The organism is Streptococcus sp. HF-1907 (assembly GCF_015594605.1).
Taxonomy (GTDB): domain Bacteria; phylum Bacillota; class Bacilli; order Lactobacillales; family Streptococcaceae; genus Streptococcus.
The window spans coordinates 11,179-38,009 of record NZ_JADNQT010000011.1 but is presented as its reverse complement, the minus strand read 5'-3'; the positions used below and the strand labels follow the sequence as shown (position 1 = coordinate 38,009).

The 26,831-nt window shown below is 41.6% G+C and carries 30 protein-coding genes and 1 pseudogene; 3 read left to right on the top strand and 28 right to left on the bottom strand.

The features are described from left to right. Nucleotides 1–90 precede the first annotated feature (90 nt). The 7 genes and pseudogenes from IYQ92_RS06905 to IYQ92_RS06870 form a co-directional block, all read right to left on the bottom strand. Nucleotides 91–2,232, bottom strand: a complete 2,142-nt coding sequence (locus tag IYQ92_RS06905; RefSeq protein ID WP_195675993.1) for an SH3 domain-containing protein — start codon at nt 2,230–2,232, stop codon at nt 91–93. 225 nt (nt 2,233–2,457) lie between these two features. Beyond that, nucleotides 2,458–3,084 carry a DUF6287 domain-containing protein gene (locus IYQ92_RS06900; protein WP_195675992.1) on the bottom strand — a complete coding sequence of 209 codons (627 nt, stop codon included), beginning with the start codon at nt 3,082–3,084 and terminating at the stop codon, nt 2,458–2,460. 292 nt (nt 3,085–3,376) lie between these two features. Next, a pseudogene (locus IYQ92_RS10710) lies at nt 3,377–4,468 on the bottom strand (sensor histidine kinase). Between the two features lie 385 nt (nt 4,469–4,853). Continuing rightward, the gene (locus IYQ92_RS06885; RefSeq protein WP_195675989.1) at nt 4,854–5,621 is read right to left on the bottom strand and encodes a response regulator transcription factor; all 768 of its coding nucleotides are present in this window, start codon (nt 5,619–5,621) and stop codon (nt 4,854–4,856) included. Nucleotides 5,622–5,756: 135 nt separating this feature from the next. Beyond that, nucleotides 5,757–6,725 (bottom strand): DUF6287 domain-containing protein, encoded by a 969-nt coding sequence (locus tag IYQ92_RS06880; RefSeq protein WP_195675988.1) that lies wholly within the window; start codon nt 6,723–6,725, stop codon nt 5,757–5,759. A gap of 255 nt (nt 6,726–6,980) precedes the next feature. Continuing rightward, nucleotides 6,981–7,748: a DUF6261 family protein gene (locus IYQ92_RS06875; RefSeq protein ID WP_195675987.1), complete on the bottom strand. Its 768-nt coding sequence runs from the start codon at nt 7,746–7,748 to the stop codon at nt 6,981–6,983. Between the two features lie 144 nt (nt 7,749–7,892). Continuing rightward, a complete protein-coding gene (locus IYQ92_RS06870) occupies nt 7,893–8,183 on the bottom strand; it encodes a hypothetical protein (protein ID WP_195675986.1) in 291 nt (96 codons plus the stop codon). A 219-nt stretch (nt 8,184–8,402) separates the two neighbouring features. Between IYQ92_RS06870 and treR the strand changes: the two genes are divergently transcribed. Then, nucleotides 8,403–9,116: a trehalose operon repressor gene (treR, locus tag IYQ92_RS06865; RefSeq protein WP_195675985.1), complete on the top strand. Its 714-nt coding sequence runs from the start codon at nt 8,403–8,405 to the stop codon at nt 9,114–9,116. A 31-nt stretch (nt 9,117–9,147) separates the two neighbouring features. Here the strand turns inward: treR and IYQ92_RS06860 are convergent, their stop codons facing one another. The 6 genes from IYQ92_RS06860 to IYQ92_RS06835 form a co-directional block, all read right to left on the bottom strand. Further along, nucleotides 9,148–9,792, bottom strand: coding sequence for an HAD family hydrolase (locus IYQ92_RS06860; protein WP_195675984.1), 645 nt, complete (start codon nt 9,790–9,792; stop codon nt 9,148–9,150). Between the two features lie 198 nt (nt 9,793–9,990). Beyond that, a complete protein-coding gene (locus tag IYQ92_RS06855; RefSeq protein ID WP_195675983.1) occupies nt 9,991–10,386 on the bottom strand; it encodes a single-stranded DNA-binding protein in 396 nt (131 codons plus the stop codon). A 198-nt stretch (nt 10,387–10,584) separates the two neighbouring features. Beyond that, nucleotides 10,585–10,854 carry a GyrI-like domain-containing protein gene (locus IYQ92_RS06850; RefSeq protein WP_195675982.1) on the bottom strand — a complete coding sequence of 90 codons (270 nt, stop codon included), beginning with the start codon at nt 10,852–10,854 and terminating at the stop codon, nt 10,585–10,587. A gap of 47 nt (nt 10,855–10,901) precedes the next feature. Beyond that, nucleotides 10,902–11,528, bottom strand: a complete 627-nt coding sequence (gene ytpR / locus IYQ92_RS06845) for a YtpR family tRNA-binding protein (protein ID WP_195675981.1) — start codon at nt 11,526–11,528, stop codon at nt 10,902–10,904. A gap of 245 nt (nt 11,529–11,773) precedes the next feature. Then, nucleotides 11,774–12,091: a thioredoxin family protein gene (locus IYQ92_RS06840; protein WP_195675980.1), complete on the bottom strand. Its 318-nt coding sequence runs from the start codon at nt 12,089–12,091 to the stop codon at nt 11,774–11,776. Further along, complete coding sequence (locus IYQ92_RS06835) at nt 12,088–12,372, bottom strand: DUF4651 domain-containing protein (RefSeq protein ID WP_195675979.1); 285 nt, start codon at nt 12,370–12,372, stop codon at nt 12,088–12,090. Before IYQ92_RS06835 ends, IYQ92_RS06840 begins: the two co-directional genes overlap by 4 nt. Before the next feature lie 471 nt (nt 12,373–12,843). On the opposite strand from IYQ92_RS06835, the gene pepA reads away from it, so the two are divergent. Then, nucleotides 12,844–13,911: a glutamyl aminopeptidase gene (pepA, locus tag IYQ92_RS06830; RefSeq protein WP_195675978.1), complete on the top strand. Its 1,068-nt coding sequence runs from the start codon at nt 12,844–12,846 to the stop codon at nt 13,909–13,911. Nucleotides 13,912–13,923: 12 nt separating this feature from the next. Next, nucleotides 13,924–14,694, top strand: a complete 771-nt coding sequence (gene proC / locus IYQ92_RS06825; RefSeq protein WP_195675977.1) for a pyrroline-5-carboxylate reductase — start codon at nt 13,924–13,926, stop codon at nt 14,692–14,694. Nucleotides 14,695–14,717: 23 nt separating this feature from the next. Here the strand turns inward: proC and IYQ92_RS06820 are convergent, their stop codons facing one another. The 15 genes from IYQ92_RS06820 to rpoC form a co-directional block, all read right to left on the bottom strand. Next, nucleotides 14,718–15,383 carry a CPBP family intramembrane glutamic endopeptidase gene (locus tag IYQ92_RS06820; protein ID WP_195675976.1) on the bottom strand — a complete coding sequence of 222 codons (666 nt, stop codon included), beginning with the start codon at nt 15,381–15,383 and terminating at the stop codon, nt 14,718–14,720. A 12-nt stretch (nt 15,384–15,395) separates the two neighbouring features. Further along, nucleotides 15,396–15,854 (bottom strand): hypothetical protein, encoded by a 459-nt coding sequence (locus IYQ92_RS06815; protein ID WP_195675975.1) that lies wholly within the window; start codon nt 15,852–15,854, stop codon nt 15,396–15,398. A 1-nt stretch (nt 15,855) separates the two neighbouring features. Beyond that, on the bottom strand, nt 15,856–16,056 hold the full coding sequence (locus IYQ92_RS06810) for a helix-turn-helix transcriptional regulator (protein ID WP_195675974.1): 201 nt from the start codon (nt 16,054–16,056) through the stop codon (nt 15,856–15,858). 275 nt (nt 16,057–16,331) lie between these two features. After that, complete coding sequence (locus IYQ92_RS06805; protein ID WP_195675973.1) at nt 16,332–17,528, bottom strand: acetate kinase; 1,197 nt, start codon at nt 17,526–17,528, stop codon at nt 16,332–16,334. Nucleotides 17,529–17,588: 60 nt separating this feature from the next. Continuing rightward, nucleotides 17,589–18,536 (bottom strand): class I SAM-dependent methyltransferase, encoded by a 948-nt coding sequence (locus IYQ92_RS06800; protein ID WP_195675972.1) that lies wholly within the window; start codon nt 18,534–18,536, stop codon nt 17,589–17,591. Nucleotides 18,537–18,635: 99 nt separating this feature from the next. After that, nucleotides 18,636–18,878, bottom strand: coding sequence for a GlsB/YeaQ/YmgE family stress response membrane protein (locus IYQ92_RS06795; RefSeq protein WP_195675971.1), 243 nt, complete (start codon nt 18,876–18,878; stop codon nt 18,636–18,638). 13 nt (nt 18,879–18,891) lie between these two features. Next, nucleotides 18,892–19,320 (bottom strand): competence type IV pilus minor pilin ComGG, encoded by a 429-nt coding sequence (gene comGG, locus IYQ92_RS06790; protein WP_195675970.1) that lies wholly within the window; start codon nt 19,318–19,320, stop codon nt 18,892–18,894. Then, nucleotides 19,298–19,729, bottom strand: coding sequence for a competence type IV pilus minor pilin ComGF (comGF, locus tag IYQ92_RS06785; RefSeq protein WP_195675969.1), 432 nt, complete (start codon nt 19,727–19,729; stop codon nt 19,298–19,300). The genes comGG and comGF overlap by 23 nt, the downstream gene beginning before the upstream one ends. After that, a complete protein-coding gene (gene comGE / locus IYQ92_RS06780; RefSeq protein WP_195675968.1) occupies nt 19,713–20,006 on the bottom strand; it encodes a competence type IV pilus minor pilin ComGE in 294 nt (97 codons plus the stop codon). The genes comGF and comGE overlap by 17 nt, the downstream gene beginning before the upstream one ends. Then, on the bottom strand, nt 19,960–20,379 hold the full coding sequence (comGD, locus tag IYQ92_RS06775) for a competence type IV pilus minor pilin ComGD (protein ID WP_195676013.1): 420 nt from the start codon (nt 20,377–20,379) through the stop codon (nt 19,960–19,962). Before comGD ends, comGE begins: the two co-directional genes overlap by 47 nt. Then, entirely contained in the window at nt 20,366–20,692 is a 327-nt protein-coding gene (gene comGC, locus IYQ92_RS06770; protein ID WP_195675967.1) for a competence type IV pilus major pilin ComGC, read from the bottom strand. Before comGC ends, comGD begins: the two co-directional genes overlap by 14 nt. Next, nucleotides 20,693–21,712: a competence type IV pilus assembly protein ComGB gene (gene comGB, locus IYQ92_RS06765; RefSeq protein WP_324253068.1), complete on the bottom strand. Its 1,020-nt coding sequence runs from the start codon at nt 21,710–21,712 to the stop codon at nt 20,693–20,695. It lies immediately after the preceding gene. Continuing rightward, complete coding sequence (gene comGA / locus IYQ92_RS06760; RefSeq protein ID WP_195675965.1) at nt 21,657–22,598, bottom strand: competence type IV pilus ATPase ComGA; 942 nt, start codon at nt 22,596–22,598, stop codon at nt 21,657–21,659. Before comGA ends, comGB begins: the two co-directional genes overlap by 56 nt. Nucleotides 22,599–22,663: 65 nt before the next feature. Then, nucleotides 22,664–23,035: a DUF1033 family protein gene (locus IYQ92_RS06755; protein WP_195675964.1), complete on the bottom strand. Its 372-nt coding sequence runs from the start codon at nt 23,033–23,035 to the stop codon at nt 22,664–22,666. A gap of 137 nt (nt 23,036–23,172) precedes the next feature. Then, nucleotides 23,173–26,820 carry a DNA-directed RNA polymerase subunit beta' gene (gene rpoC / locus IYQ92_RS06750; protein ID WP_195675963.1) on the bottom strand — a complete coding sequence of 1,216 codons (3,648 nt, stop codon included), beginning with the start codon at nt 26,818–26,820 and terminating at the stop codon, nt 23,173–23,175. Between the last annotated feature and the right edge of the window lie 11 nt (nt 26,821–26,831).

Here is a 26,831-nt window from a genome sequence, read left to right as displayed (position 1 = left end):
CGACAAATGGTTTAAGACTTCTTTAAGTTTTTAAACCCAAAAAATCTGGACAAGTTCTGCCCAGATTTTAAGATTTAATCGATTACGAATTTAATTCACTTTAATATAACGACGAACGCCTGAACCACTGATATAGCTTAGCCAGTTGGCACCGTCAGCTTTGACGATTTTATCGTAGTTGACACTACTGCCTGCGTTATAGTAGGCAAAGACTGGCGCTGAATTGCTGGCTTCATTAGTGATAGCTGTGCGTGTTGTGAAAGTATAACTACCGCTGCTTGGAAGAGTCGTATCGGTTGCTATTTTTTCACTTGTAGTGCTAGCCGTTACTTGTCCCAAGTCAACATAACGACGAACACCCTTGTAGTTAGTGTAAGAAATCCATTGGTGGTTATCCGCAACCAAGCTCTTGTCGTAGTTGATGGTTTCCCCAGCTGTAAAGGTGAACTGCGTTGGAGCAGTCACACTAGCGCTAGCTTTAACCTCAACTTCCTTGTCAAAAGTATAGCTACCGCTGGCTGGAAGAGTAGATTTGGCTGTCGCTACATCATTAGTTGCTGGTTTCACATCAGTTTTAGTGCTATCTTTTTTAGAAGTATCCGTAGTCGCTTTGCTATCAGCTGTCTTTGTACTTGTCAAGGCTTCAACAGGAAGATAGCGACGGTTACCTGAATAGCTCATGTAAGAAAGCCATTGGTAGCCATCTGCTTTGACGACTTTATCATAATTGACGCTATCACCCTTGTCATAGTAAGCAATCGTTGGTGCATCCATCTTAGCTTCTGATTTGATGCTTGTGCGTGCTGTGAAAGTGTAGCTACCACTAGCTGGGAGACTTGTTTCAGTTTGTTCTGCTTGCGCTTTAGCTTCTTTAACAGTCACTTGAGTACCTGCAACTCCTTTTAATTGACCATTATTTTCAACATAGTAAAGGTGAACATTGTAAACACCTGTGTTGTTCTTGTGGTCTTTGACATCCACATTGACTTTGTAGGTGTTATCGGTATCGGCTTTAGCAGTGTACCAAATCAAGTCATCTTGACCATCTTTTTCAGACCAGACAGGAACCTTAACTTCTTTGACACCTTGGCTATCCTTGACATTTTTGACAACAACGTCAAAACCTTGGCTGGTTTGGTTGGCGATAGTGATATCACCTTTCACAACAGGAGTTGTTGGTGTTTTAGATGATTTTGTACTTGACGGGCTTAGTTTATTGAGAGCTACATAGCGACGAGTACCGCTGTAACTCTTATATGAAAGCCATTGGTAGCCATCTGTTGTCAAGACCTTATCATAATTGACCCTATCCCCTTTAGCAAAGGTAAATTGTGTTGGGCTATCCACCTTGGCCTGATTTTTGACTTCTACTTGTTTGTCAAAAGTATAGCTACCTGAACTTGGGAGTGTTTGAGTGCTACTTGTCGTAGTATCTATTTTATCGGTCTTAGTTTTTGGAGCCACAGGTGTGCTAGCTGTTAGCTCTGCGATTGGCGCGTAGCGACGAACGCCTGAGTAAGAGCGGTATGAAATCCAACGGTGATCATCGGCATTTACCACCTTATCGTAGTTGACACTTGAGCCTTTTTCCATGTAAAAGACGGTTGGGCTGTCCATGTCTGCTTGATTTTTGACTTCTGTACGAGTTTCAAAAGTGTAGCGACCGTTATCAGGAATAGCAGGTGTTTGAGTAGCTACTGTCGTATCTGCTTCAGGGACTTCCGCTTCTGTTGTTGCAGTCGTTTCAGGTACTTCTTCCGTTTGTGTCGCTTCTGAAGCTGTTTCAACTACTGGTGTGTTTGCTGTCGCTGGTGTAGTCGTTGTAGCAGTCGCTTTAGCACTTGTATCTGCGCTTGCTGGTGTCGTTGTGACTACATCTGTTTTTGGAGTTACATCAGCTGTGGTTGCTGCATCCGTTTTAGGAGTTACATCAGTTGTGGTACTAGCTGGTGTAGTCCTTGTGCTCGCTGCGGTAGCATCAGCTGACGCTGTTGTTGCTGACGTTGCTGTATCTGAGACAGAGACAGTGTGGCTGTTAGGCGTACTTGCGGCTAGAGAAACATTTGCATCTACCCATTCACTAGATTGACCTTGTTCGTCTGCCAAAACAGCTGGCGCCATCAACAAACAACCAATCATCACAGAAGCTGTGCCAACGGCATATTTACGAACACTATATTTTTGTTTTGATTGACCATGTAATTTCATCATCACATTAACCTTCTTAATCATTAAATATCTTTGATAATTATATTTTACACCTTTTTAACCACAAAAACCAACTTTGTTCTGAAATGTCGTCAAAACATCCTGAACGGTATAAAAAGAGTGTGGCAGAAATCGGTCAGACAAAGGTTTCGATTGCATTGTCACACTCAACCACTGCGACTATTGATTAAAAAATCACAGTATATGAAAAGGCTGGGTACTTATGTCCCAACCTTGTGATATTATTGCTTAACGATGGAATGGATGAGCTGTTTCTGAAGTAGATTGGCCGATTGTGATCGTTCCTTGATCCGCTGAAACCCAGATTGGAACTGAACCGACTGGACTATTTGGGTCATACAAACTTCCAGCAAAGCCACCGTTTGAAACAGAACCTTGGATAGCAGTCAAATTTCCTTGATTACTATAACTGACGCTACCGTCAGCTCCAATAGTAACCGTTGCACCTAAATCGTTTGTCCAAGTCCCTGCAATAGAAGTAAAATTACCATTTGCTAAGTCTGAATTTGATGTAGTATCTGGTTGTTCCACCGTTGATTGGCTAGCAGCTACTTGGTTTTGGCTTGCTTGTGCGGTTGTCGTAGCTTGACTTTGTTCAGTTTGAACTGCTGATGAAGGAATTGAAGTTTCTGACGAAGTTGCTTGACTAGAACTTGATGATACTTGAGAAGAACTAGACTTAGTCGTTTTTTTAGCTTTAACTTTTGATGAGCTAGATGATTTGCTGGTCTGAACCGTTTTAGATTTGCTATTAGAAAATGAATCTTTAGCTGATTCCTGCTTACCACAAGCACCCAATAAGACAAGTGAACTTAGCATAGCAATTGCCATTAGTTTTGATGTTGATTTTTTCATTTTAAATTTCCTCGTAATTGATTTAGTTTGTTTACGGACACTATCTTATTCCTTTTTTGAGAAAAAAGTTCACTTTATCCTAAACGGTCGTCAAAACATCCTGAAATGTTAGTAATAGCGATTGACCTACATTTCAGGATGTTTCAAGCACATTTCAAGACAAAATTAAATTTTCATTTATTTTTCTGCTATAATAACACTAATTTCAATATTTACGAAAAGGGGATAATTATGCCTGGTTGGTGGGATGCATTATTTGGAAAATAATTAAAAAGTGACTAGCTGATATAATCTAGTCATTTTCTAATTCTAAATATAATTCTTGTATAAAACGATAATGTTTACTTGAAGTTTTTAAGTTAACATTAGGATAGTCTCTTAAAATACTCGAAATATTATCCAAACCAATTCCTCTTCCCTTACCTTTCGTTGAAAATCCTCTCTAGTAAAGATTTGTTATCGAAACCTGTTCATCTAAAGTACTATTTTCAATAACAATAAGCACTTGATTATTTTCTTCAAGTATCGCTATAATTATTTGGGGTTGTTTTGCAAACAACGAAGCCTCTATGGCGTTATCTAATAAAACGGATAATATGACTACCAGATCAAGCGTCTTGATAGGAAAGTTATCAATTCTTGAAGTAACTTCTATGCTAATATCAATATTTTTTGATTCCGCATCGATTATTTTAGCGGATAATATACTTTTAATAGCAGTGTCCTTAATCAAAGATAGCCTTGTAAAATCAAATTTACTATCTTGAATACTTCTCCCTGACTCACCTAACACCTTTCTATAAACTTCTTCTATTGCTCCAATATCTTTTTTGTCAATACCAACCTTAAGACTAGTTAAAACGTTGACATAATTATGTCTGAAACTTCTAACTTCCTGATATAAATCTTCTATTTGTTGACTATACTGTTCTAACGATTTTAATTGATTGTCTTTTTGTTCTAGAAGCTCCATCTTGAGTTTATCATTTAGGTTTGCATTCGTATAGCTTAATAAAACCAAAATCGAAACAACATATAAGGTAACCAAGTAACCACGATAAGTTACAAAAATAGGATATCTCTTATCTCCTAGAAGAAAAACTTGTAAAATCACAAAATAGATAATCATTGCAATATCAATTACAACCAATGGTAATTTAACTCGTTGCGGGTTTAAACCAATATGATAACTTTGGAAATCAATCCTTAACAATTTGACTAAAGCAAAGTAAGTAAGCACTCCTAAAATACGACCGCAAATTGAAAAAATTAGGATTGTAAAATGTGTTTCCTCTATTCCTAGAAAAGGAAATAGAAAAAATTGATAGTATCTACTAAACAAATCCTCAATAATTACGGGGAATAAGCCATAAAACAGCGCCATACTTTTATTTAACTGCCCCCAGTTCCTTACCACAGAATATATGGGTAGAAACAAAAATGTCGCAAAGTAAGCAACAGGCGGTAACACTAAAAATAATAGCCTTAACACTAATGGAAATGTTAAAAAATGATATTTAGCAATCCTTTTACCCATTACATGCTGATAAATCAGTAAATCGGCTATAAGTAAGATAAAGAAATTCACATTTTCAAGAATAATACCCATATAACTACTCCTGATCTCCTAAAATATATCACTATTATACTACAAATGCCTATTAAAAATAATTGAGAAATTATAAACTATTGACTGAAAATATTATATAAAAACACCCAAATCGTTAGATTTCATATCCAACAATCTGGATGACACTTTTAAATCGGCATCATACAACCACTTCCATCCCACCAGCCGCGCCGCTCGTCCTAATCTTCTCAATTAGCGCGTTCTGCTTCAAACGTGACACTGTGCAAGTAGCTTCGTTTTCAAAAAAAACTTGTTGGGTCTTTTTATCAACTCGAACGACATTATCGACATTGATAGCAAAAGATTTATGGCACTTGTATAGGCGCTCGTCAGCTTTTAGGACATCGGATAGCTTGCCGTAGAACTCAATGCGTTCGTGGCGGGTATGCAAGACTAATTTGTGAGGGACGGGTGATGTCTCGATAAAGTAAATACTCTTATAAGGCACTTGAATCACAGATTGTTTGGTCTCAAAGACGAAGGAATCTTCTGCGACAGTATTTTCCTGACGTTCTTGGACGGCTTCTAGAACTTCCGCAATCCTTACCGCAAACTCCTCATCGCCGATAGTTTTGTCAATAAAGTCCAGCGCAGCCACCTTATAACGGAACGTTACTGGAAGAAACTCTGAGTGCGTTGAGACAAAGATAATGCTTGCATTTGGGTCTTTTTTGCGAATAGCTTGCGCTACCTCAAGACCTTTTTTCTCTTCTCCTTTAATCTCAATATCAAGGAAGAAGACTTGGTGATAGCCACGCTCCGTCGCAGCATCAATCAGTTGGTCTGACCGACCAAAAATTCCCAAACTACGATAATCGATTTGTTGCTCACTAAGCACACGACGCAAAATTTTCTCAATACGTGATTGTTGAAGTAAATCATCCTCTAAAACATTAATAGTAATCATATCTAAGACCTCTTTTTGTTTTATAATATATCATATTATAAAACAAACCACCCTCAAATAGGGCACTTTATCTTGAACGGTCGTCAAAACATCCTAAACAGTCAAAAACCTTGGTAAAACGACCAAGGCTTTTGATTATTGACGGTAAAATGTTTGTTCACTACCAACTAATTGGCCTGTAATGTAAATTTTATCTTTATAAATGAAAAGTCCCATTGGTGAAGCAATTGGTTGACCTGATTTACGGTATTCAACCGCATAAACGGCACCATCTTCTGTGGTGTATTGAGAAGAGAGAGCAATATCTTGGTCTGTATCCCCATTATATGCAAAGCTACCGTCTGCCCCGATAGTTAAAAATACACCATCCAATGTTGACCATGTTCCTACTACTGATGAGAAGTCACCATTTGCAACATTTGACACTTTAACAGAAGTATCAGGCGTTGTTTGAGGGATGACCTCTGTTGTTGTGCGATAAAATGGATGATAATCTGCTTCTTCGGATTGTCCGATGGCGATAGTATCTTTGTCATTGACAGCACCGGTATGAATGTTAGCTTTACCAGCAGGTGTCACGATAAAGACAGAAGAACCTGTTAATTGATTTGGATTATAGGCTGTAGCACTATAATAGTTGTCACCAGCTCCTACAAATTGCAAGGCTGTGTAGCTAAATGTACTGCTAAAGCTACCGTCAGCAGCAATGGCAAAGGTTTGTCCTTTGTCATTAGACCATGTTCCTTTAATAGAAGAAAAATCACCATTTGTAAGAGCAGTCAAGTCGACACCTGATTGTTTTGCTTGACTAGCCTGCTTAGTTTTAGTGTCTGTTTTGGCTTGAGCAGATGAGCTAGTTGTTGTTGCTGAGCTATTGCTAGTAGCCTTAGTGTTTTTAGCTTTAGAAGCATCGCTAGCGCTTGTTGATGAAGAAGATTTAGTGGCCTTCTTAGCTTTTGAAGCACTTGTTTTGCTGGTTTGTACTGTCTTATCTTTACTGTTTGTAAACGAAGCCTTAGCTGATTCTTGGTTTTTACCACAAGCACCAAGTAAAACAAGTGAGCTAAGCATTGTAACTGTCATCAATTTTGTAGTAGTTTTCATGAGTTATCTTCTAAATGTCATTTGTGTAACATTTGTAACTTTTCTGTAACATTATTATATGCTATTGTCATATTTTGCGCAAGCTTTTTTTGAAAAATCTTTCAAAGACTTTTTATGCGTCCGCTTATGCGACTTGACAGTCACTACTAGGCTTGATAGAACAAAAAGAAGCTGGTATCAGATGTCCAACTTCCTTTTATTATTTGCAAAAGAGTGATGATGACTGGTTCTTCCTTTATTAGACCAGTCAGATTGTTAGCCTTGACTTGCTTCTACTGTTTCTTTTTTGCTACGGTCACGTTTGCCACGACGGTTAATCATTTCTAAGAATGGTTTACGGCTATTATTGAGAAGGGCAATCATATCTTGATAGACAGCATCCTCTTTCAAGCGCGCGATGAGTTGACAATAGTCGGCCAGATCTTTGTAGGCAGACTCTAAAGCCTTTTTCAATTTGGCATCATCATATTTGATAATATCCAGCTTAGTATTGGCGTGATTGATATAGAAGCGTTCAAAGGCTTCCTGACTCTGTTTTAAATGATTGACATAGTCTGTTAATCCCAGTGTTTCTAACTGTACTGAATACTTTTCATCCTTCAAATACTCTAGTAATTGCTTGTACTTAGCGCTAGCAACTTCGTAATTGCTTCGGACAATGTCACGATAAGGGGCTACTAGCTGATTGAGGGTTTGATAAGCCTTTCGCTCTTCTTCTGTACGGGCATACTGTTTAGCTTGTAAGCTGTAATAGAACCCTTTCCAATCTTCATCACGTCTATCATCCAATTCCTTGATAGCCTTGGTCTGTGATTCCACCTTAACCTGATTCAAAGCTGTTGAAAAAGCTTTATGAGCCTTACGGATGTTAGTAACCAGCTGTTCTGGCATGGTATCAGTCTCAAAATCTAATTGCTTTTTATCATAGTCTGATAAAAAATCTACAATAAACTGACTAAGTTCGTATTTCCCAAGTCGTGTAATAGGCAAAGCTAATAAAATTGTTTTTTCAGTTTTCGTCATTTCAATAAACTCCTTATTTATCTTTAGGCATCTATCATAACAGACTATCCCAAAAGATAACATGACATGAATGTCCTGTTGGAAATTCTAGAAATCTGATTTATCACTCCGTAGCCCTACGGTAAGCTTTTGCAAGTATGAAAATTACCGTCGTAGACCTACAATAACCTTTTGCAGACTTGCACAGACCCTTCGTAGAGCTACAAATCCAATTTTCACACCTACAAAACCTATTTGTAGGGCTACAAGACCCCTTTGCAGACTTGCAAAAAGCATTTGTAGACCTACGAGGCCATTTTGCAGGCTTGCAAAAGACAATTGCAGCCCTACGAGAGACCTCTGCAAGCCTGCAAGACTCATTTGTAGGGGTACGAGAGCTTTTATGACGACGATAGCATCAAGGAGCTGTTGAGCATCTTTTTCAAATTTTCCCATAATCCTATTCCTTTTTTCCTTTTGATTGATGTTGGATTTTACCAACAGCTTAATGGGCTCACTACGTTCGCAATAAGCTTGCACAACGATTAATTACGTATTAAGTGTAAACAATTTTATAGTTGTATGTAAGTTGTTTGGAGAAAAAAGCAGTATTTTTGCTAAAATAAGTCTAGTTGTCCGGTATTTTAAAAACAAATATATAAAACGAGGTTATTAATGAAAAAATATGAAATGATTTTTAAGAAATTGGAGAAAGATATTCTTGAGAACCGCTATGCTATTGGCGATTATCTACCAACTGAAATGGAATTGGTCGAACAATACCAAGTCAGTCGTGATACTGTTCGAAAAGCCTTATCCTTACTGTCTAAAGCTGGACTAATTAAGAAGATTCACGGTGCTGGCTCCCAAGTGACCAAACATGACCAAATCAATTTCCCAGTTTCTGAGTTAACCAGCTACCACGAGCTCGTTGGACAACTACAAATGTCGTCCAAAACCAATGTTATCTCAATTGATAAATTAATTGTTGATGACAAGCTCAACCAGCTAACACATTTTCCTGTTAATAGTTTAGTTTGGCGAGTCGTGCGCCAGCGCGTCGTCGATGGTGTCGCGTCAGTACTAGATACCGACTATCTAAGCAAAGACTTGATTCCAGCTATGACCCGTGACATTGCAGAGCAATCTATTTACCAATACCTAGAAAGAGAATTAGGGTTAGACATTGCTTATGCGCAAAAGGAAATCACAATTGATCAAATAACTGACACAGATAAACTACTCTTAGATTTAGGACCTGAACATCATGTTGTTTCTGTTAAATCGCGCGTTTATTTAGCCAATCAGCAACAATTTCAGTTCACCGAAAGCAGGCACAAGCTAGAGAAATTCAAATTTGTAGATTTTGCACGACGAAAGAAACATTAAAACCAGCTCATAAAAAGCTGGCTTTTTCATTTTATTCTGGCAAGTACTGATAAATATCCGCATAGTCAGTAATCACGCGGTCAGCAGCGCTTAAATCTTGTGATGGATAGTCTGGATTAGCAAAACCGAAGCAATACATCCCCGCAGCCTTAGCCGCACGGCTACCGTTTTTAGTATCTTCGATAACAGTACAGATTTCTGGGACCACGCCCAATAGCTCCGCTGCTTTTAAGAAAACGTCGGGAGCTGGTTTTGAATGAGCAACATCATCGCCTGTTACCATGTGTTCAAAACATTCTGCCACCCCTAACTCGGTTAAATCACGGGTAATATTCTTCATGGGAGAGGAAGAAGCAACTGCCAAGCGGTAGCCATGCTCATGCAACCAATGAATCAAGTCCTGAGCCCCTTTGATGGCTCTAACCCCATCACGCGCAATCATCTGCTCCCGCCGCTGGTTCATATCTTCGATGTATTCCGCCACAGACTTGGGCAAATGGAACTCGTCCTTCATGGCTTGCCACATGAAGTCAAAAGTGGTCCCCATGTACTGATATTGATAGAATTCATCCGTCACAATCCCCTCATCACGCAACATCTGCGTCTTGGTCCCAAGAAAAGTGTACTCCGAATCCACAATAACCCCATCCATATCAAAAATAATAACTTTTTCCATCAGATTTATCCTTTTTACTATTATTGTAAGCCTTTTCCTGGCTGCTGACAAGGTTTTTGAAGTGTAAATTGAGCAAATGATAACATGATTGCTCTACTGCTACAACTAGCAGGCCTCTCAGAGTACAAAAAAAGCTGAGTGCTCTCGCATCTCAACTTTTTCTGATAAAAATAATTTGGAGTTTTGAAAGATAATCGTTTAGAAGGGCAATTCCTCCTCTTCGAGCACTAGGTCAGCCAAATCATTAGCGACATTGTTCTCACGCATGGCACGTTGGGCACGACTTTCCAATAATTGGAAGGAAGAGGCAACCACTTCAGTGACATAACGCGTTTGCCCATCCTTATCGTATTTACGCGTTCGCAATTCGCCGTCTAAAGAAATGAGTGAGCCTTTGGAACCGTAACTCGCCAAAGTTTCAGCCAAGCGCCCCCAAACAACGACATTAATAAAATCTGCTTCGCGCTCACCAGTCTGATTTTTGAAACGACGATTAACTGCAACTGTCACGCGCGTCACCGATTTATCATTTGACGTCTTCACCATCTCAGGCGTCGCCGTCAGACGCCCAATCATAATCACTTTGTTATACATATGATTACCTCCTCACTTATATTATTCGTAAGTGGAAGGGAAAGTTGAGAGAGTTTTGGAATTTATTTCACCGGCACCCACAATTCTATCTCATAATCACTAGCCGTACGGTTGCCCAGCCCCTTGTAAACTTCTGGGCTTGACCCATTTGCCACTGAAAAATGAGCTTGCGCATATTGCCAGGCTTGAGGAATAGTTTCAAAAAGCAGGACCTTTTAAGCTGAAGCAAGCATAGCTAGCCGCTGGCAGGACAAAACTCTCCAAGCCGGCCCTATCCTGGTCCCGCCCCAATACATAAGTGAATCGCCCATCCTTATCAAGCAGAGTGCTAAATCCATAAGTCTGCCCATCCGTCATAAACTCTGATAAAAATCCCATCCATAAACCTGACAAATCCTGGTCCAAAGTCACCTCGTGTGCCTGTCCGTAAATAACTTTCTCAGATAATTCCTTTATCTCAACCTGCATGATTTTCTCCTATCTATGAAAAAACACGACCGTAGCCGTGCCTAGTTTTATCCATTCCAGTGTTTGCTGGCATCGAAAGCCTCACCGACAACTGCGTCTGCACCAAGTTCGATAATCCCACGCACTTGCGGAGCGTTTGGCAATTCCAATTCACGCGCGCTGCAGAGCATACCAAAGCTATCCTCACCACGGAGTTTCCCTGGGAAAATAAGGCTGCCGCTCGGCATCATTGCACCCGGAAGAGCTGCCACGGTTTTAAGACCTACGGCCGCATTTGGTGCCCCGCAGACGATTTGAACCATCTTGCCGTCATTGATTTTAACTTGGCAAATGTGCAAGTGGTCGCTGTCTGGATGGTCAACCATTTCTTTGATTTCAGCCACGACAAATTTTGGCTCAGCATCGTTGATGATAGTTTCTTCAAAACCTTCTTTAGAGAGTTCAGCGTTAAGTTTTTCAACGTCGCTATCTGACAAGGTCACCTGACCGCGCCCCTCGATGGCAAAAAGGCTTGAGACTTGGAAAATATTCCAAGCAACAGTTTCTTTGCTGTCTTGCAAGAAGACGCGAGCAACATTACCACGGCGGTCAACGTCAAGTTTTGCACCTTTGCTGTCTTTGACAATAATCATGAGCGTATCGCCGACGTGTTCTTTGTTATATGTAAAAATCATGGTTTCTCCTATAATTGTTATTTATTTTTGTTTTGTGCTTTCTTTAGGTAGTGCGGACGCAGGCGAACCTGCGTTTCCATTGCTAAATTTGGAGCCTAGGGTCTCCAAATTTCCGTCTTTAGTAACAACCTAGTTGTTACTAAAGATTCCACCACGGCAGAAAGCACCTCGTTAGAGCTCACTAGAGCTCACTGCGTTCGCGGAGCGGAGCTTCTCTTATTTTTCCATCAGGTCAGTAAAATGATTTACCCAATACTCTTCAAAAAGTCGTTGATTTCAGCTTTGGTTTTTCTGAGTTTGTTGACAAGGCGTCCGAGTTCTTTGCCATTTTGGACGACAACAAAGCTTGGGATGCCGAAGATATTCCATTTTTGAGCGACTTCCATGTAGTCGTCACGGTTGATGCGGACAAAGGTAAAGTCTGGATTTTCAGCTTCGATGTCTGGCATAGCTGAGTAGATAAATTGACAATCTGGACACCAGTCAGCCGTGAAAAAGAAGACAACTTTCTCATCTTTTTCAATATAAGATGCAATTTCTTCATAAGATTTTGGTTCAATCATCGCTTATCCTCCATATAATCAATAGTGCCGTCATGGTAAACAAACTCAAAAGCTCTGCCATTTTCCAAAACCACCCCACCAGTCGTCGTGGTCTCATCTGACTCGTAGCTGTTGATGTAAAGCACCTGGATAGGACCCATCTGGCTAAAATAATCTCTGATGTTTCGAGTCAATTGCTGGCGCTTGAAGTCATCACGCTTTTGCTTGAGCACATAGCTAGCCCCTGCCAAGAGACCAAGCCCGACAAAACCAGCACCAATCAAGGTCTTTTTGTATTTCATAGCCTTTATTTTACCATAATTTATGACAAAATAATAACCCTAACTTCCTTATAAATTATTTGACTTCACCTAGTAGTTAGAGTTATATTAAATGTAATAGTGAAGATTGTTGTAACTCGTGTACAACAAAAAAGCCCCCAACGGTCGCAACGTTGAGGGTTTTCTTTTTGGCTTTTAGCTATACTAGCTACCCAATGGGTTACTTGTTACGTGAGTTAAGCCAATACTCAAACAATGCTGTGAGGATAGCCACTGGCAAAGGTGCAACAAAAACTGTGAAGATTGTCATCATTGTGTACTTCACCCCCTTCCTATCCAAAAGGGGCAATTCTTATTATAACAAAATCAATACCTGACTACTACTTCATTTTACATTATAAGACTAAGTCATAAAACGTTGATATAACAAGGTTTTTAATGACCTATATTATAATTTGTGCTAAAATAGTAGGCATAGAATCGAGGTAAATCATGACAACATTATTCGATAAAATCAAAATTGTAACTGAGCTTGACGGTATTGCTGGTTACGAACATAGTGTTCGCGACCACCTTCGTAGGGAAATTACGCCCCTTGTTGACCGGGTGGAAACTGACGGTCTCGGGGGTATCTTCGGTATCCGTGACAATGCAGACGCCAATGCTCCTCGTATCATGGTGGCTGCCCACATGGATGAGGTCGGCTTCATGGTTAGCGAGATCAAACCTGACGGTACTTTCCGCGTGGTCGGTATCGGTGGTTGGAATCCGCTCGTTGTTAGCTCGCAACGCTTCACTCTTTACACACGCGCAGGTCAAGCTATTCCAGTTATCTCTGGCTCTGTTCCTCCTCACTTCCTTCGCGGAAGCAATGGCGGAGCTTCTTTGCCAAAAGTGGAAGATATTGTTTTTGACGGTGGCTTTGCCGATAAAGCAGAAGCTGAAAACTTTGGTATCGCCCCAGGCGACATCATTGTACCAAAATCAGAAACCATCCTCACTGCCAACCAGAAAAATGTTATCTCTAAAGCTTGGGACAACCGTTACGGCGTCCTTATGGTTAAAGAACTCCTAGAAGACACTAAAGATACACCACTACCAAACACTCTCATCGCTGGTGCCAATGTTCAAGAGGAAGTTGGTCTCCGCGGAGCTCATGTCTCAACAACCAAATTTGACCCAGAAATCTTCCTAGCTGTTGACTGCTCACCTGCTGGCGATGTTTACGGTAACCAAGGTAAGGTTGGTGACGGAACCCTCATCCGCTTCTACGACCCAGGTCATATCATGCTCAAAGACATGCGTGACTTCCTTCTCACAACCGCCGAAGAAGCCGGCATCAAGTACCAATACTACGCTGCTAAAGGCGGAACCGATGCAGGCGCTGCCCACCTCAAAAACGGCGGTATCCCATCAACAACTATCGGCGTCTGTGCCCGCTACATCCACTCTCACCAAACCCTCTACGCCATGGACGATTTTCTTCAAGCGCAAGCCTTCTTGCAAGCCATCGTCAAAAAGCTAGACCGCTCAACCGTAGACCTCATCAAAGGCTACTAGAAAGAGGCAGATATGAAAATCGGTATCATCGGCGTTGGCAAAATGGCTAGCGCTATCATCCAAGGGCTCAAAACCACTGACCACGAAGTCATCATCTCAGGCTCTTCCCTTGCTCGCTCTAAGGAAATAGCGGAGCAACTTGAGGTCGCTTACGCTCAATCTCATCAGGATTTGATTGACTCTGTTGACCTTGTTATTTTAGGTATTAAACCTCAGATGTTTGAAAAAGTGCTGGCTCCGCTAAGCATCGACAAGCCTATCCTGTCTATGGCAGCTGGGATTACACTTGAGCGCTTAGCAAGTATGAGTAAACAAGACCTTCCCCTTATCCGTATCATGCCAAACATCAATGCACAAATCCTCAAAAGCAGCACAGCCATCTGTGCCAACGAACACGTCTCTGACGACTTATTCACGGAAGCTAAAGCGATTGTTGAGTCATTCGGAACTGCCTTCGTGATTGCAGAAAAGGACTTTGACACCTTTACCGCCCTAGCGGGTTCAAGTCCTGCCTACATCTACCTCTTTATCGAGGCGCTAGCCAAGGCCGGTGTCAAATATGGTCTTCCTAAAGACCAAGCGCTAGCCATTGTCGCCCAAACCGTCATGGCATCAAGCCAAAATCTCATTGAGGGTAGCGATACACCGCACGATCTCATCGATAAAATCTGCAGCCCTGGCGGCACTACCATCGCTGGACTTCTGGACCTTGAAAAGACTGGTCTAACCGCCAGCGTGATTTCATCAATCGATGCGACAATTGAAAAAGCAAAACAGCTCTGAGCACACGCTCAAAGCTGTTTTTTCTATGTTAACAAAGGTAGAAGCATCATCATGAGAAAACTCAATCCATTGTTCAAAGCATGTGTTACGATTGAATATTCCAAACACTCCGTTTTGTAGTAAACGTAAGCCAGAATAGCACCCGTTCCCGCGTAAACAACGAAGCTTCCAAGGTCAGAGGGTCCGTGTAAGAGGGCAAAGAGAAGCACTCCGATGACAAAGCCGATTTTCTGATGACTCTTGAAAAGTTCTTTGGAGATGACGTGACGAAACATGATTTCTTCCGTGATGGGGGCGCTGATAACAGTGAAAAGTCCCATGAGTGCCAGAGGCAGCCGCGTCATCAAGCTTGCTAGCGCAGCCTGATTGGCTGTATTTTTAACTCCTTCCAGAGCCATGATGGCGCTCCCTGCATACATTGGCAGGCGCATGGCTAACCAAGCAAGTAGGGCTATCTTGATGGTGCGCCCTGACCAGAAGACTTTTCCGCGCAGCAATTGCTTGCGCTTAGCGTAGACGAGAAAGAGGGCAGTCGCCAAGATCTGTGCTAAAAAGAGAGCCACTGCCCAGCCGGTAGCGAGCGCATGCTGTTTGGACATGAGAGCTGCGACCGTTACAACAAGCTGATCCAATACTAGCATAGTTAATAGTAAGCCGATGATTTTAAGTTTTTCGAGGATTAACTTCATATAAAAACCTTTCTAAATGAGCTTCATTAAGAGCCAACGGAGAATGATAAACCCGTAAGCTACAAGATAAAAGAAAACTGTTAAGAGACCACTGTAAGTAAAAGTCACGCCTGCAACTAGGTAGAGCACCCACAGAATGAAGGTTCCAATCAAAAGAAGGGCAATCAAAATCTTGCAGGTTAAATTTGTCACAAATTTTGTGCGTTCATCAAAAACGCTGATGTAATAACGATTAAAGAGTTTTTCATTAGTTGGCAACCAAATGAAGTAGAGACTAATCAATATCAAAGCAATACCCGCTCCTAAAGATAGACCAGCATCAAAGTCAGACTTACCACCAGTTACTACAAAAAATGGTAGTATCAATAGAATCAAGCCAATTGTAATAAAAATAGTTGATACTGTCCAAAGATATTTCTTATAGTTGGCTTTAGACATCTTACCGTTGATTGAAAACAATTCTTTTAGCATTTTACTCTTCCTCCTTATAAATAAAAATCTCTTCGATACTCTTTCCAAAGTACCTTGCAATCTTAAAAGCCAATTCCAGCGATGCCGTGTAGCGACCTTTTTCCAGCGAAATAATGGTCTGTCGGGTCACTCCAAGTGCATCCGCTAAGTCAGCCTGACTCAGCTTTTGCGACTTTCGCAGTTCCTGAATCTTTGTTTCCATTCTCCGCCTCCTTCTTTTTGTACAGTTAACTTTATACTTATAGTATAGTCTGCTTTACATTTTATGTCAAGTATATTTTACATTTTTTATAAACTTTCTGATTGATATTTTCTTAAATAGTGTGGACGCAAGAAGAAATTATCCAGTGGATAGTTTCTTGAAATCTCATTGATTCCATTGCTAATTTAAATTTTATTTTAACCCAATCTAAAAACAAAAAAGCTGATGGATTTCTCCACCAACTTTTCTGGTCTTATCATTATAATATTGATAACTTAGTTAGCATTTTTGAAGCGTTCCACGTCACGGGCAATCACCAATTCTTCATCTGTTGGGATAACCATGACTTTCACCTTAGCGCCGTCTGTTGAGATGATGCCATTTGCTCCAAAAACATTCTTTTCTGGGTCAACGTCCATACCAAACCATGACAAGCCTTCAATCACATCACGACGAACAATATCTGAATTTTCACCGATACCTGCTGTGAAGACAATACCATCAACACCATTCAAAACAGCAACATATTGACCAATGTATTTTTTCAAACGGTCAATGTACATGTCATAAGCAAGGCTAGCTTTGGCTTCGCCAGCTTTCTTACCTTCAATGATGTCACGCATGTCACTTGATTTTTCAGAAATACCAAGTAAACCTGATTCGCGGTTGAAGACGTTACGAATTTTTTCAGCGTCAGCCAATTCTGGTTCGCGGTCAATTAAGAATGGAATGATAGCCGGGTCAAGGTCTCCAGAACGTGTTCCCATCATCACCCCACCAAGTGGTGTCAAGCCCATTGAGGTGTCAACTGATTTGCCACCTTTAACGGCAGTGATTGAGGCACCATTACCAATGTGGCAAGTAATCAATTTGAGCTCTTCGATTGGACGACCAAGCACTTTAGCTGCTTCTTGGGCAACGTACTGGTGGCTTGTGCCGTGAGCACCGTATTTACGAACTTTATAATCTTCATAGTAGCGGTTAGCGATTGGATAGCGGTAAGCTACTTCGGGCATGCTTGTGTGGAAAGCAGTGTCAAAAACAACAACACTTGTAATTTCTGGCAACAATTCTTTAAAAGCACGGATACCGAGCGCTGCACCTGGATTGTGAAGAGGTGCTAACAAAGACAATTCCTCAACTTGTTCAATGACTTTCTCATCAACAAGCGCTGATTCTTTAAAGTACTCACCACCAGCAACCACACGGTGACCAACACCTGTGATTTCGTCATAGCTAGCGATAATATTCAAGTGAATCAAGTCATCTAAAAGCATCTTAACAGCGATAGTATGGTCAGGAATATCTGTCGTGATTTGTTCAGATTCGCCATTGAATTTAACGGTAGAAATACCGTTTTCAAGACCGATGCGTTCAATCAGACCTTTAGCAATGACTTTTTCTTCTGGCATTTGATACAATTGCCATTTCAAACTTGAAGAACCTGCATTTATTGATATTGTTTTTGACATTTTATTACCTCTCGTAAAGCGTTTTCACTTACTTATTCTAACACATTCAAAAGTAAATTGCTACGCTCTACCTTGCCATTCTTGAAAATTTTCAATAAAATCTGCCATGTTCTCACGACTTTGCAAATCCACCAAGGGATAGACAAAGGTTTCTGGTGTCTGCTCCGCCTGTTTTTGCAAAACAAAAATGGACTTAGCATTTGCTGGACTACCAAAAATCGTCTCAGGAAGCGTGATGACCGCAATGATATCCGCGTAACCTTTAAGCCAAGTTTTCAAAAGGTCACTCTGTGGGCTTGTCAGCAAATTAGCTGGCGCTAGAAAAATGGCAATCCCATTTTTCTTAAGGTACTTAAGCGATTGCTCCATCAAGAGATGGTGGGCATAGGTATGCTCGGTGTCGCTTGCCACTTGGTAACGTTTGGCAATCTCATCATTGGGATAATAACCGACAGGTAGGTCGCTGATAATGACATCACTCTCTTTGAGAATCTGAGGGCGCACCGCATCTTCTTGAACGAATTGCGCAGATGAACCCATCACCTCTGCGATAGAAGCCGACAAATCAATCAAAAGGTCGTCCACTTCAATGCCCATATAATCCAATTCTTTAGAAGAATTATTGAGTAGGGTCTGCGCTAGATTTCCCGTTCCGCTCCCAATTTCAAGAATATCAAGTTTTTGCCCATCTGTTAATTCCTCCATCAAGAACATCAGAATAAAGCCGATGCTATCTGGTGTGAATTGGTGATTGGCTTGCAAGCTCTCTGTCTGCGCAGCCTTGATAAAAATAAATTGAAAGGCACGACGCCATTCTTCCTTGGTCAAATTAAGCTGGCGCAATTTATCATTGTTAGCCTGCACCAAGTCTTCTGCCCCTTCGGCACCAAGATAGAAAGAGTTTTGCTCAATCATAGCGTCATAAATATGGGTTTTCAATTGATTTTCAATCGTCTGGATATTTTCTAAAATCAGCTCATAGGCTGCTTCAATGTTTTCAAAATTCATGATTTCCTCCGCAACCTATCATATCAAAAATGAAGGTATAAAGAAAGAGAGCTGGTCAAAACAGCTCTGCTATTTTTCAAAAACTCTCTAAACGGCTACCTAACGGTCTCCAAAGAAGAAAGAAACCACCGCAATGACAATCACTGCTCCTAAGATAGATGGAAAGAGCGCCATGCCAGCCAAACTTGGACCCCAGTAGCCAAAGAGACTTTGACCAACCGATGACCCAATCAAACCTGCAGCAATCCGAGTAAAGCAACCCATCGACTGACCCTTATCTGTAATAGCCCCCGCAATAGCACCGATGATAGCACCAACAATCATAGACCATAGTAATCCCATAAGTCACCTCATTTTAATTTGTTGAGCCTAGCATATCATCTTGAGTTGACGATGGCAACTTTGGAGCTTGAGAACTATCTGTTTCTTCCTGCTTAGCAGTCTCCTCAACCTTCTTCTCTGAAAGACCTTCATCAGACTTGACATTAAAATCATATGAGAAGCTCTGCCCATTTTTCAAAAGCACATTAACTGTCATGACCCCGCCCTTAGCCTCATAGGTCGCCTGCCCCTGCTCAAAGCTAACTTTTCCTTCTGACTTGTCCGCCACTTGCTTGGTCATCTGAGCCATTAGGTAAGCCTTTGTGGACAATAGCTGCGCTGACTGCTGACGCTCCATGGCGACCACGCGCCCCAAATAAAATTGTAAAACTAAGGCGAAAATAGCTGACATAAGGAGAGCGTAGAGTAGAATCCCTCCCTTAACCTTTTTCTTCAAAAGCATAGACAAAAGTCCTTTCAAAATCGTCTTTGAAATGAAAATCAAGCCTAATCACAGCACCCGTCTGGCTGATGGCAACCTCATCCAAGCCATAAATCATAGGCTGATAACCACGACCATCGCTATGCGTTTTACGAAAATCATCAGACTTGGACAAGCCAAAAGCCAGGTCTTTATTGCCCTTTTTGAGATAGATTTTCTGACTGTCCACTTTGACTAAGCTCGCTCCCTCAAATTCTTTGCTCAATTGCTGGACAAACAGTGACCAATCTCGTTGACTAGACCGTGATAAATAGCGGAGTTCTGATACTACTGACTTTGTTAAGCCTTGATAGACTAAGACAGCACCTGAAATCACCAGCAAGGAAACCAAGCATTCTAAGAGCGTGAAGGCTTTAATTTTTGCGGACATGGATGAGCTCCTTTCCGTCAGCTTGTACGGACAGCTCGGTTGGACTTTGAGTGACTGTCACCTCGATACCGTTGAGGGCCAGTTCTTTTTGACCTGTCTGAACCGCCATTGTCGCCAGCTGCAAAACCTCCTGTTCATGGTTTTTATGGGCAAAATAGCTACGCTGGTTCTGAATTTCGGTTAGGACTAAGCTGCTGATGGCGACCAAAATACTGAGCGCTACCAAGCTCTCAAGGAGAATGTAGCCGGCTAGTTTCCGTTTTTTTAAAGTTGCCATTTCCGAGATAAAGTTGATAGCGCACCTCCTTGTCTGGGGTCTGGAAAATGAGTTTCTTAAGCGACGAATTGCCACCTGCCTGGTCAAACGTGAGTATCATTGGCGTCGTCAGCTCAACAGTCTCAGGTAAGGTCAGCTGCCCCGAAGTAGAACGAATAGTCCGACCCGTCAGCCACAGCTCTGAATCTTCTTGTTTAATCGCCGATAACTTTTGGGTGTCTCGGTAGAGATTTTCAAAGGAGAGAAAGAAGAGGCTTTCCTGCACGCGACTGAAAATCTGATTGACCGAACCAGATAGGCTGATTGTCAGAAATGAAACGATGGTCAATGTAACCAAGCTTTCCAGAACCGTGAAAGCCTTAATTTTCAACATTTCGTGCTGCGTCAGCGTTCTTAGCGTAATAGTCATTGAATGCCTTAGCCTGCTTATCTGTGATGTAACCGTCATTCTGAAGAGTTCTTAAAGTGGCTTTTTTATTATTGTTCAATTCAAATAGCTCCGCCTGGTTCTCAACTACCTTAACCACCGCAGCGTTTCCTGTCTTAGTGACGCTCTCTTTTTGCTTAGCCAAGTTCGGCACAAACAGAAGCATCAAGACCGAGATAATTACCAGAACAACCAACATTTCAATCAAAGTAAAGCCTTTGACAGTTTTCGCTTTCCATTTTTTCAATACATTTTTCATTTAAAATACCTCCATATTTTGATACATAGGCAAGAGCATTGCTGCGTAAATCATGACAATCACCAGCGCGACCAAGATAAAAATCATAGGCTGGATGACTTGTGTCGCCTTGCTTAAGCGACTAAAAAATTGTTCCCAGGCTTCCTCAGCATAGATTTCTAATTCTGCACCGAGTTTTGCCTTCACCTCACCGTATTCAATCATCAAGCTCAGCTCTCGTAAGAAGAAAGGATAGTCCAAAACCTTCTGGTGAAAGGCACGACCTGCAAGTAAACTGGCTTCCATATCAGCGCCAATCTCTCGAAACAGCTTGGACTTTTGCCCCTGCATGAGGTCGACAATATGCGCCAGCTCAATGCCCTGACCCAAAAGATTGCCCCACTCACGCGCATAGTAGGCGGTCAAATAGAGTTGCACGAACTTGCCGACAAGTGGTAGCTTAGCTAGTCCAGTAAAGAGTCTGATGCGGGACAGACGCCGAGACCATAAGTACAGCCCAAGCCCAAGCATACAAAGACCTGCAAAACCACCTAAGAAAATAGCTGGAAAATTGGCAATCAGCTGGGTCGCAAGATTTCCCTGCTCCAACTGCGGAATGAGATAATTTTTGAGCCCCAGCATAATCAAAACCAAGAAGGTCAAGAGAATCAGCGGATAAGTCGCCACCTCAACTAATTTCTTACGAACTGTCAACATATTACCCAAATAAGACTCAATCTTTACCAGACTTTTTGCCGTGTTACCGTGAATATCAGCCAATGCTAGCTGGGTCGCTACGGCATCAGAAAAACCAAGTACCGTCAACATTTCGGGCAGGCCCTTACCAGCAAGTAAAGTCTCAGTCATCTGGTCAGTGTAATTATCTTCTAATAACTGACTCCGTTTCAAGAAAGGAATTATCTCTGTCAGCGTAAAGCCGCTAGCAAAGAGATTATTAAAGAGCTGAATGACCTTACGTCGTTTCTTAAAGGGCAATTTTTTCGGTGAGCGCTTGCTTCCAAGTGATATATCCTTGGTCAGCCAAGCGGTCCATTTTCTCGTTCCAGTCTATCGGCTGGTGGTTTTGGAAATGGTGAGTTTCAAAGTCAATGACACCTCCTCCCCCAATCAAACGTTGATAAGCAATCAAGCGCAAGCTATTGTCCAACTCCTGCTGACTCACACCAAGCTCTAGAAGTCTAGCATAAACTCCAGGAATGGACTTGGCATGAATGGTCGAGAAAACCATGGCCCCCGTAAGACTGGCCCGAATGACTGCCCGAGCCGTCGCTACATCCCGAATCTCCCCAATAATCAGAATATCAGGACGATGGCGCAGCGATAATTTAATCAAGCTATCATAAGTCATGTCGATGCTCTCATTGAGCTGTAACTGCAGCATATTGTCCTGCTTAATCTCGACAGGGTCTTCGATAGTGATGATTTGTTTGTCGGGAAAAGCTTGCGCTACCAATTGATACATGAGAGTGGTCTTGCCACTCCCTACTGGGCCGGAAAAAAGGTATAGTCCCCTTCCACCAAGTGCTTCCTTGAGATTATGCATGCCATTGAACCAATAAGTCAAATCATGTCGCTCCGAGTAGAGCAGACGCACAACCAAGGACTCCTGACCGCGATAATCACCAACGCTAGAAAGACGAAGCGATACCTCCTCTCCTTCTGCAAAACTATAGTCGCAAGAACCAAGCTGGCTCCGTCGCTTCTCACCCACATTCATCCCTGCAACGAACTTAAAGTGACTAATAAGGCTAGCCATGCAATCAAAGTCATAAACATCCACAAACCGCCTTTCATCACCAACACGCATGTAAAGCTCGTAATGATCACCCTTAGGAATCATGTAAATATCCTGAGCATTGAGCTCCACCGCGTCTTTAATTATTTCTTTTGCTAGATTTTGAACCATGTCAACCTCCTCACTTTATTTATTCGCAATAAAAAAGAAACTTTCTCTTTTTAGAAAAGTTTCTGTCACATTTTTAAATTCAAACTACAAGATGATGGCATCTCTGGAATCTTATTTTTCTGATTAAAAGCTGGTAAATGGTATTCCTTAGGCAATTCTTCCCCATCCTTCAACAATAAAATGGAATGGTATTGCTGCAAATCCTCATCACATTCTTCACACCAGCGTTGATCCTTGGGATCCCAAAAAGTCGCTAATAAATTGGCCTTACTCTGAAAACACGGCAAACTATTTCGCTCAATATCCCATTCCTTTTGAAAATAGTGCAACGCTTCTTCAAAGTCATCAAACTCAAACATTTCAGTGATGTCATCTTCCCAATCTTCAAGGAACCACCAAGGCTCCCAATCTCCATACATTTTTATTACTTGATACATATATTTCTCTTCCTTAGAATACTATTATAGAATAATTTCCCAGTTTTTAGAAAACATATGCTTATTAAGAATAATTATAAATAGCTAACGCTAAAAATACAAAAAGAGACTGAGCAAGGCTCAATCTCTTTTTCATATTATTCTGCGTCTGTTGATACAGTTTCTTCAACTTCTGCTGTTGCAGGAGCTTCTTCAACAATTTCAACTTCATTGACTGCAAGTGGTTCAATGTTACGGTAGCGAGCCATACCAGTACCAGCTGGGATGATCTTACCGATGATAACATTTTCTTTAAGACCAAGAAGGTGATCTTTCTTACCACGAATTGCAGCATCTGTAAGAACACGAGTTGTTTCTTGGAATGATGCAGCAGACAAGAATGAATTTGTTTCAAGGGAAGCTTTAGTAATACCCATAAGAACAGGACGACTTGTTGCAGGAATACCACCAGCGATAACGATATCTTTGTTGGCATCTGTGAAGTCTGAAATATCCATAAGTGTACCTGGAAGAAGGTCAGTATCACCTGGATCCATAACACGTACTTTACGAAGCATTTGGCGAACCATAACTTCGACGTGTTTGTCACCGATTTCTACCCCTTGGCTACGGTAAACTTTTTGTACCTCAGCAAGAAGGTAAGTTTCCACTGACAAGGTATCACGGACTTCAAGAAGACGTTTAGGTTGGATTGACCCTTCAGTAAGAGCTTGTCCACGGTGAACTTGGTCACCAACTTCAACAGTCATACGAGCTGTGAATGGTACCACGTATTCACCTTCACCAGTTTGTCCCTTAACAAAGACTTTCTTAGTACGAGTTGAGGCGTCTTCTTCGATAGCAACCACTTCACCTTTAATTTCAGTGATAACGGCTTCCCCTTTAGGGTTACGTGCTTCAAAGATTTCTTGGATACGAGGCAAACCTTGAGTGATATCGGTATTTGAGGCCACACCACCCGTGTGGAAGGTACGCATTGTAAGCTGAGTACCAGGCTCACCGATAGATTGTGCAGCGATTGTACCAACTGCTTCACCAACTTCAACAGCATCACCAGTTGCCAAGTTGATACCATAACAGTGACGGCAGACACCGTGACGAGTGTTACATGTAAATACTGAACGGATAGTTACTTCTTCAACACCAGCTTTAACAATTGTAGCAGCCATGTCTTCAGTAATCAATGTGTCAGGACCAACAAGAACCTCACCAGTTTCAGGGTGTTTAACTGATTTCTTAGTGTAACGACCAGCAAGACGTTCTTCCAGTGTTTCAGTCACTTCTTTACCAGATGTAATAGCGCTAATTGTCAAACCACGGTCAGTTCCACAGTCATCTTCACGGATGATAACGTCTTGGGCAACGTCAACCAAACGACGAGTAAGGTAACCTGAATCGGCTGTCTTAAGGGCCGTATCGGTCATACCTTTACGAGCACCGTGAGTTGAGAAGAACATTTCCAAAACGCTCAAACCTTCACGGAAGTTAGAAAGGATAGGCAATTCCATGATTTTACCATTCGGAGCGGCCATCAATCCACGCATACCGGCAAGTTGAGAGAAGTTAGAGATGTTACCACGAGCTCCTGAGTCCATCATCATAACGATAGGGTTCTTAGAATCTTGTGTTTCAATCAGACGTTTTTCAAGTTCTTCCTTAGCTTCACGCCAAGTTGTTGTAACCGCGATATAACGGTCATCATCAGTTACCAAACCACGACGGAAGGCTTTGTTAATTTCCTCAACTTTATGGTGAGCTGCATCGATAATTTCTTGTTTGTTATCGATAACTGGGATATCGGCGATACCCACTGTCAAACCAGCAAGTGTTGAGTGGTAGTAACCAAGATCTTTCAAGCGGTCAAGGAAGGCTGATGTTTCAGTTGTGCGGAAACGTTTGAAGGTTTCAGCAATGATGTTACCAAGATTTTTCTTCTTGAATGGGATGTTGATTTCCAAACCATCGATAACTTCTTGGATATTTTGTCCTGGTTCCAAGAAATATTTATCAGGTGTTTTTTCAGTCAAGTTGCTGTTACTTGGTTCTATCAAATATGGTAGGTCAGCTGGCATGATGTCGTTGAAAAGAATCTTACCAACAGTTGTTACCATGATTTTATGTTTTTGCTCATCTGTCCAAGGTTTATTTGGCATTGAGTCAACAGCGATACCAACACGTGTGTGCAAGTGAACGTAACCATTGCGGTAAGCCATAACAGCTTCGTCTTTATCTTTAAAGACCATGCCTTCGCCTTCGCGACCAGCATCTTCCATTGTAAGGTAGTAATTACCAAGAACCATATCCTGAGAAGGCGTTACGACTGGCTTACCATCTTTAGGGTTAAGAATGTGTTCAGCCGCAAGCATAAGAAGACGAGCTTCTGCTTGTGCTTCTTCAGAAAGTGGTACGTGGATGGCCATTTGGTCCCCATCGAAGTCGGCATTGTAGGCTTCACAAGCAAGTGGGTGAAGACGAAGTGCCTTACCATCGATAAGAACTGGTTCAAAAGCTTGGATACCCAAACGGTGAAGAGTCGGTGCGCGGTTAAGAAGGACTGGGTGTTCTTTGATAACTTCTTCAAGAATATCCCAAATGCGTTCATCTCCACGTTCAACCATACGTTTAGCAGCTTTAACGTTACCAGCAAGATCTTTGGCAACAATTTCACGCATTACAAATGGTTTGAAGAGTTCGATGGCCATTTCACGTGGCACACCACATTGATACATTTTAAGCGTTGGACCAACGGCGATAACGGAACGTCCTGAGAAGTCAACACGTTTACCCAGCAAGTTTTGACGGAAACGACCTTGTTTCCCTTTCAGCATTTGGCTGAGGGATTTAAGCGGACGGCTACCTGGTCCTGTAATTGGACGACCACGACGGCCATTATCAATAAGAGCATCAACGGCTTCTTGCAACATCCGTTTTTCATTTTGCACGATGATACCTGGAGCGTTGAGTTCAAGCAAACGTGCCAAACGATTGTTACGGTTAATAACACGACGGTAGAGATCGTTCAAATCTGATGTTGCAAAGCGTCCACCATCCAATTGCAACATTGGACGAAGATCCGGTGGAATAACTGGCAAGATATTTAATACCATCCATTCAGGTTTATTTCCTGATTTCTTAAAGGCATCTAAAATATCCAAACGACGAACAGCTTTGACACGTTTTTGACCTGTTGCAGATTTAAGTTCTTCTTTAAGCTCTGCAATTTCTTTATCAAGGTCAACTTGCTTCAAGAGGTCTTGAATAGCTTCAGCACCCATTTTAGCAACGAATGAACCATAACCATATTCTTGAAGTTTTTCACGGTATTCACGCTCAGTCAAGAGTGATTTTGGCTCAAGCGGTGTATCCATTGGGTCAATAACCACGTAAGCTGCGAAGTAGATAACCTCTTCAAGAGCACGCGGGCTCATGTCTAAAGCAAGACCCATACGAGATGGGATACCTTTGAAGTACCAGATATGTGATACTGGTGCTTTCAATTCGATGTGACCCATACGTTCACGACGAACTCTAGCACGAGTTACTTCAACACCACAACGGTCACAGACGATACCTTTATAACGGATACGTTTGTATTTACCACAAGCACATTCCCAGTCTTTTGTAGGACCAAAGATAACTTCATCAAAGAGCCCTTCACGTTCTGGTTTCAATGTACGGTAGTTGATTGTTTCAGGTTTTTTAACTTCACCATAAGACCATGAGCGGACCTTACTTGGTGAGGCTAATGTGATTTGCATACTTTTAAAACGATTTACGTCAACCACTAGTTTTACCT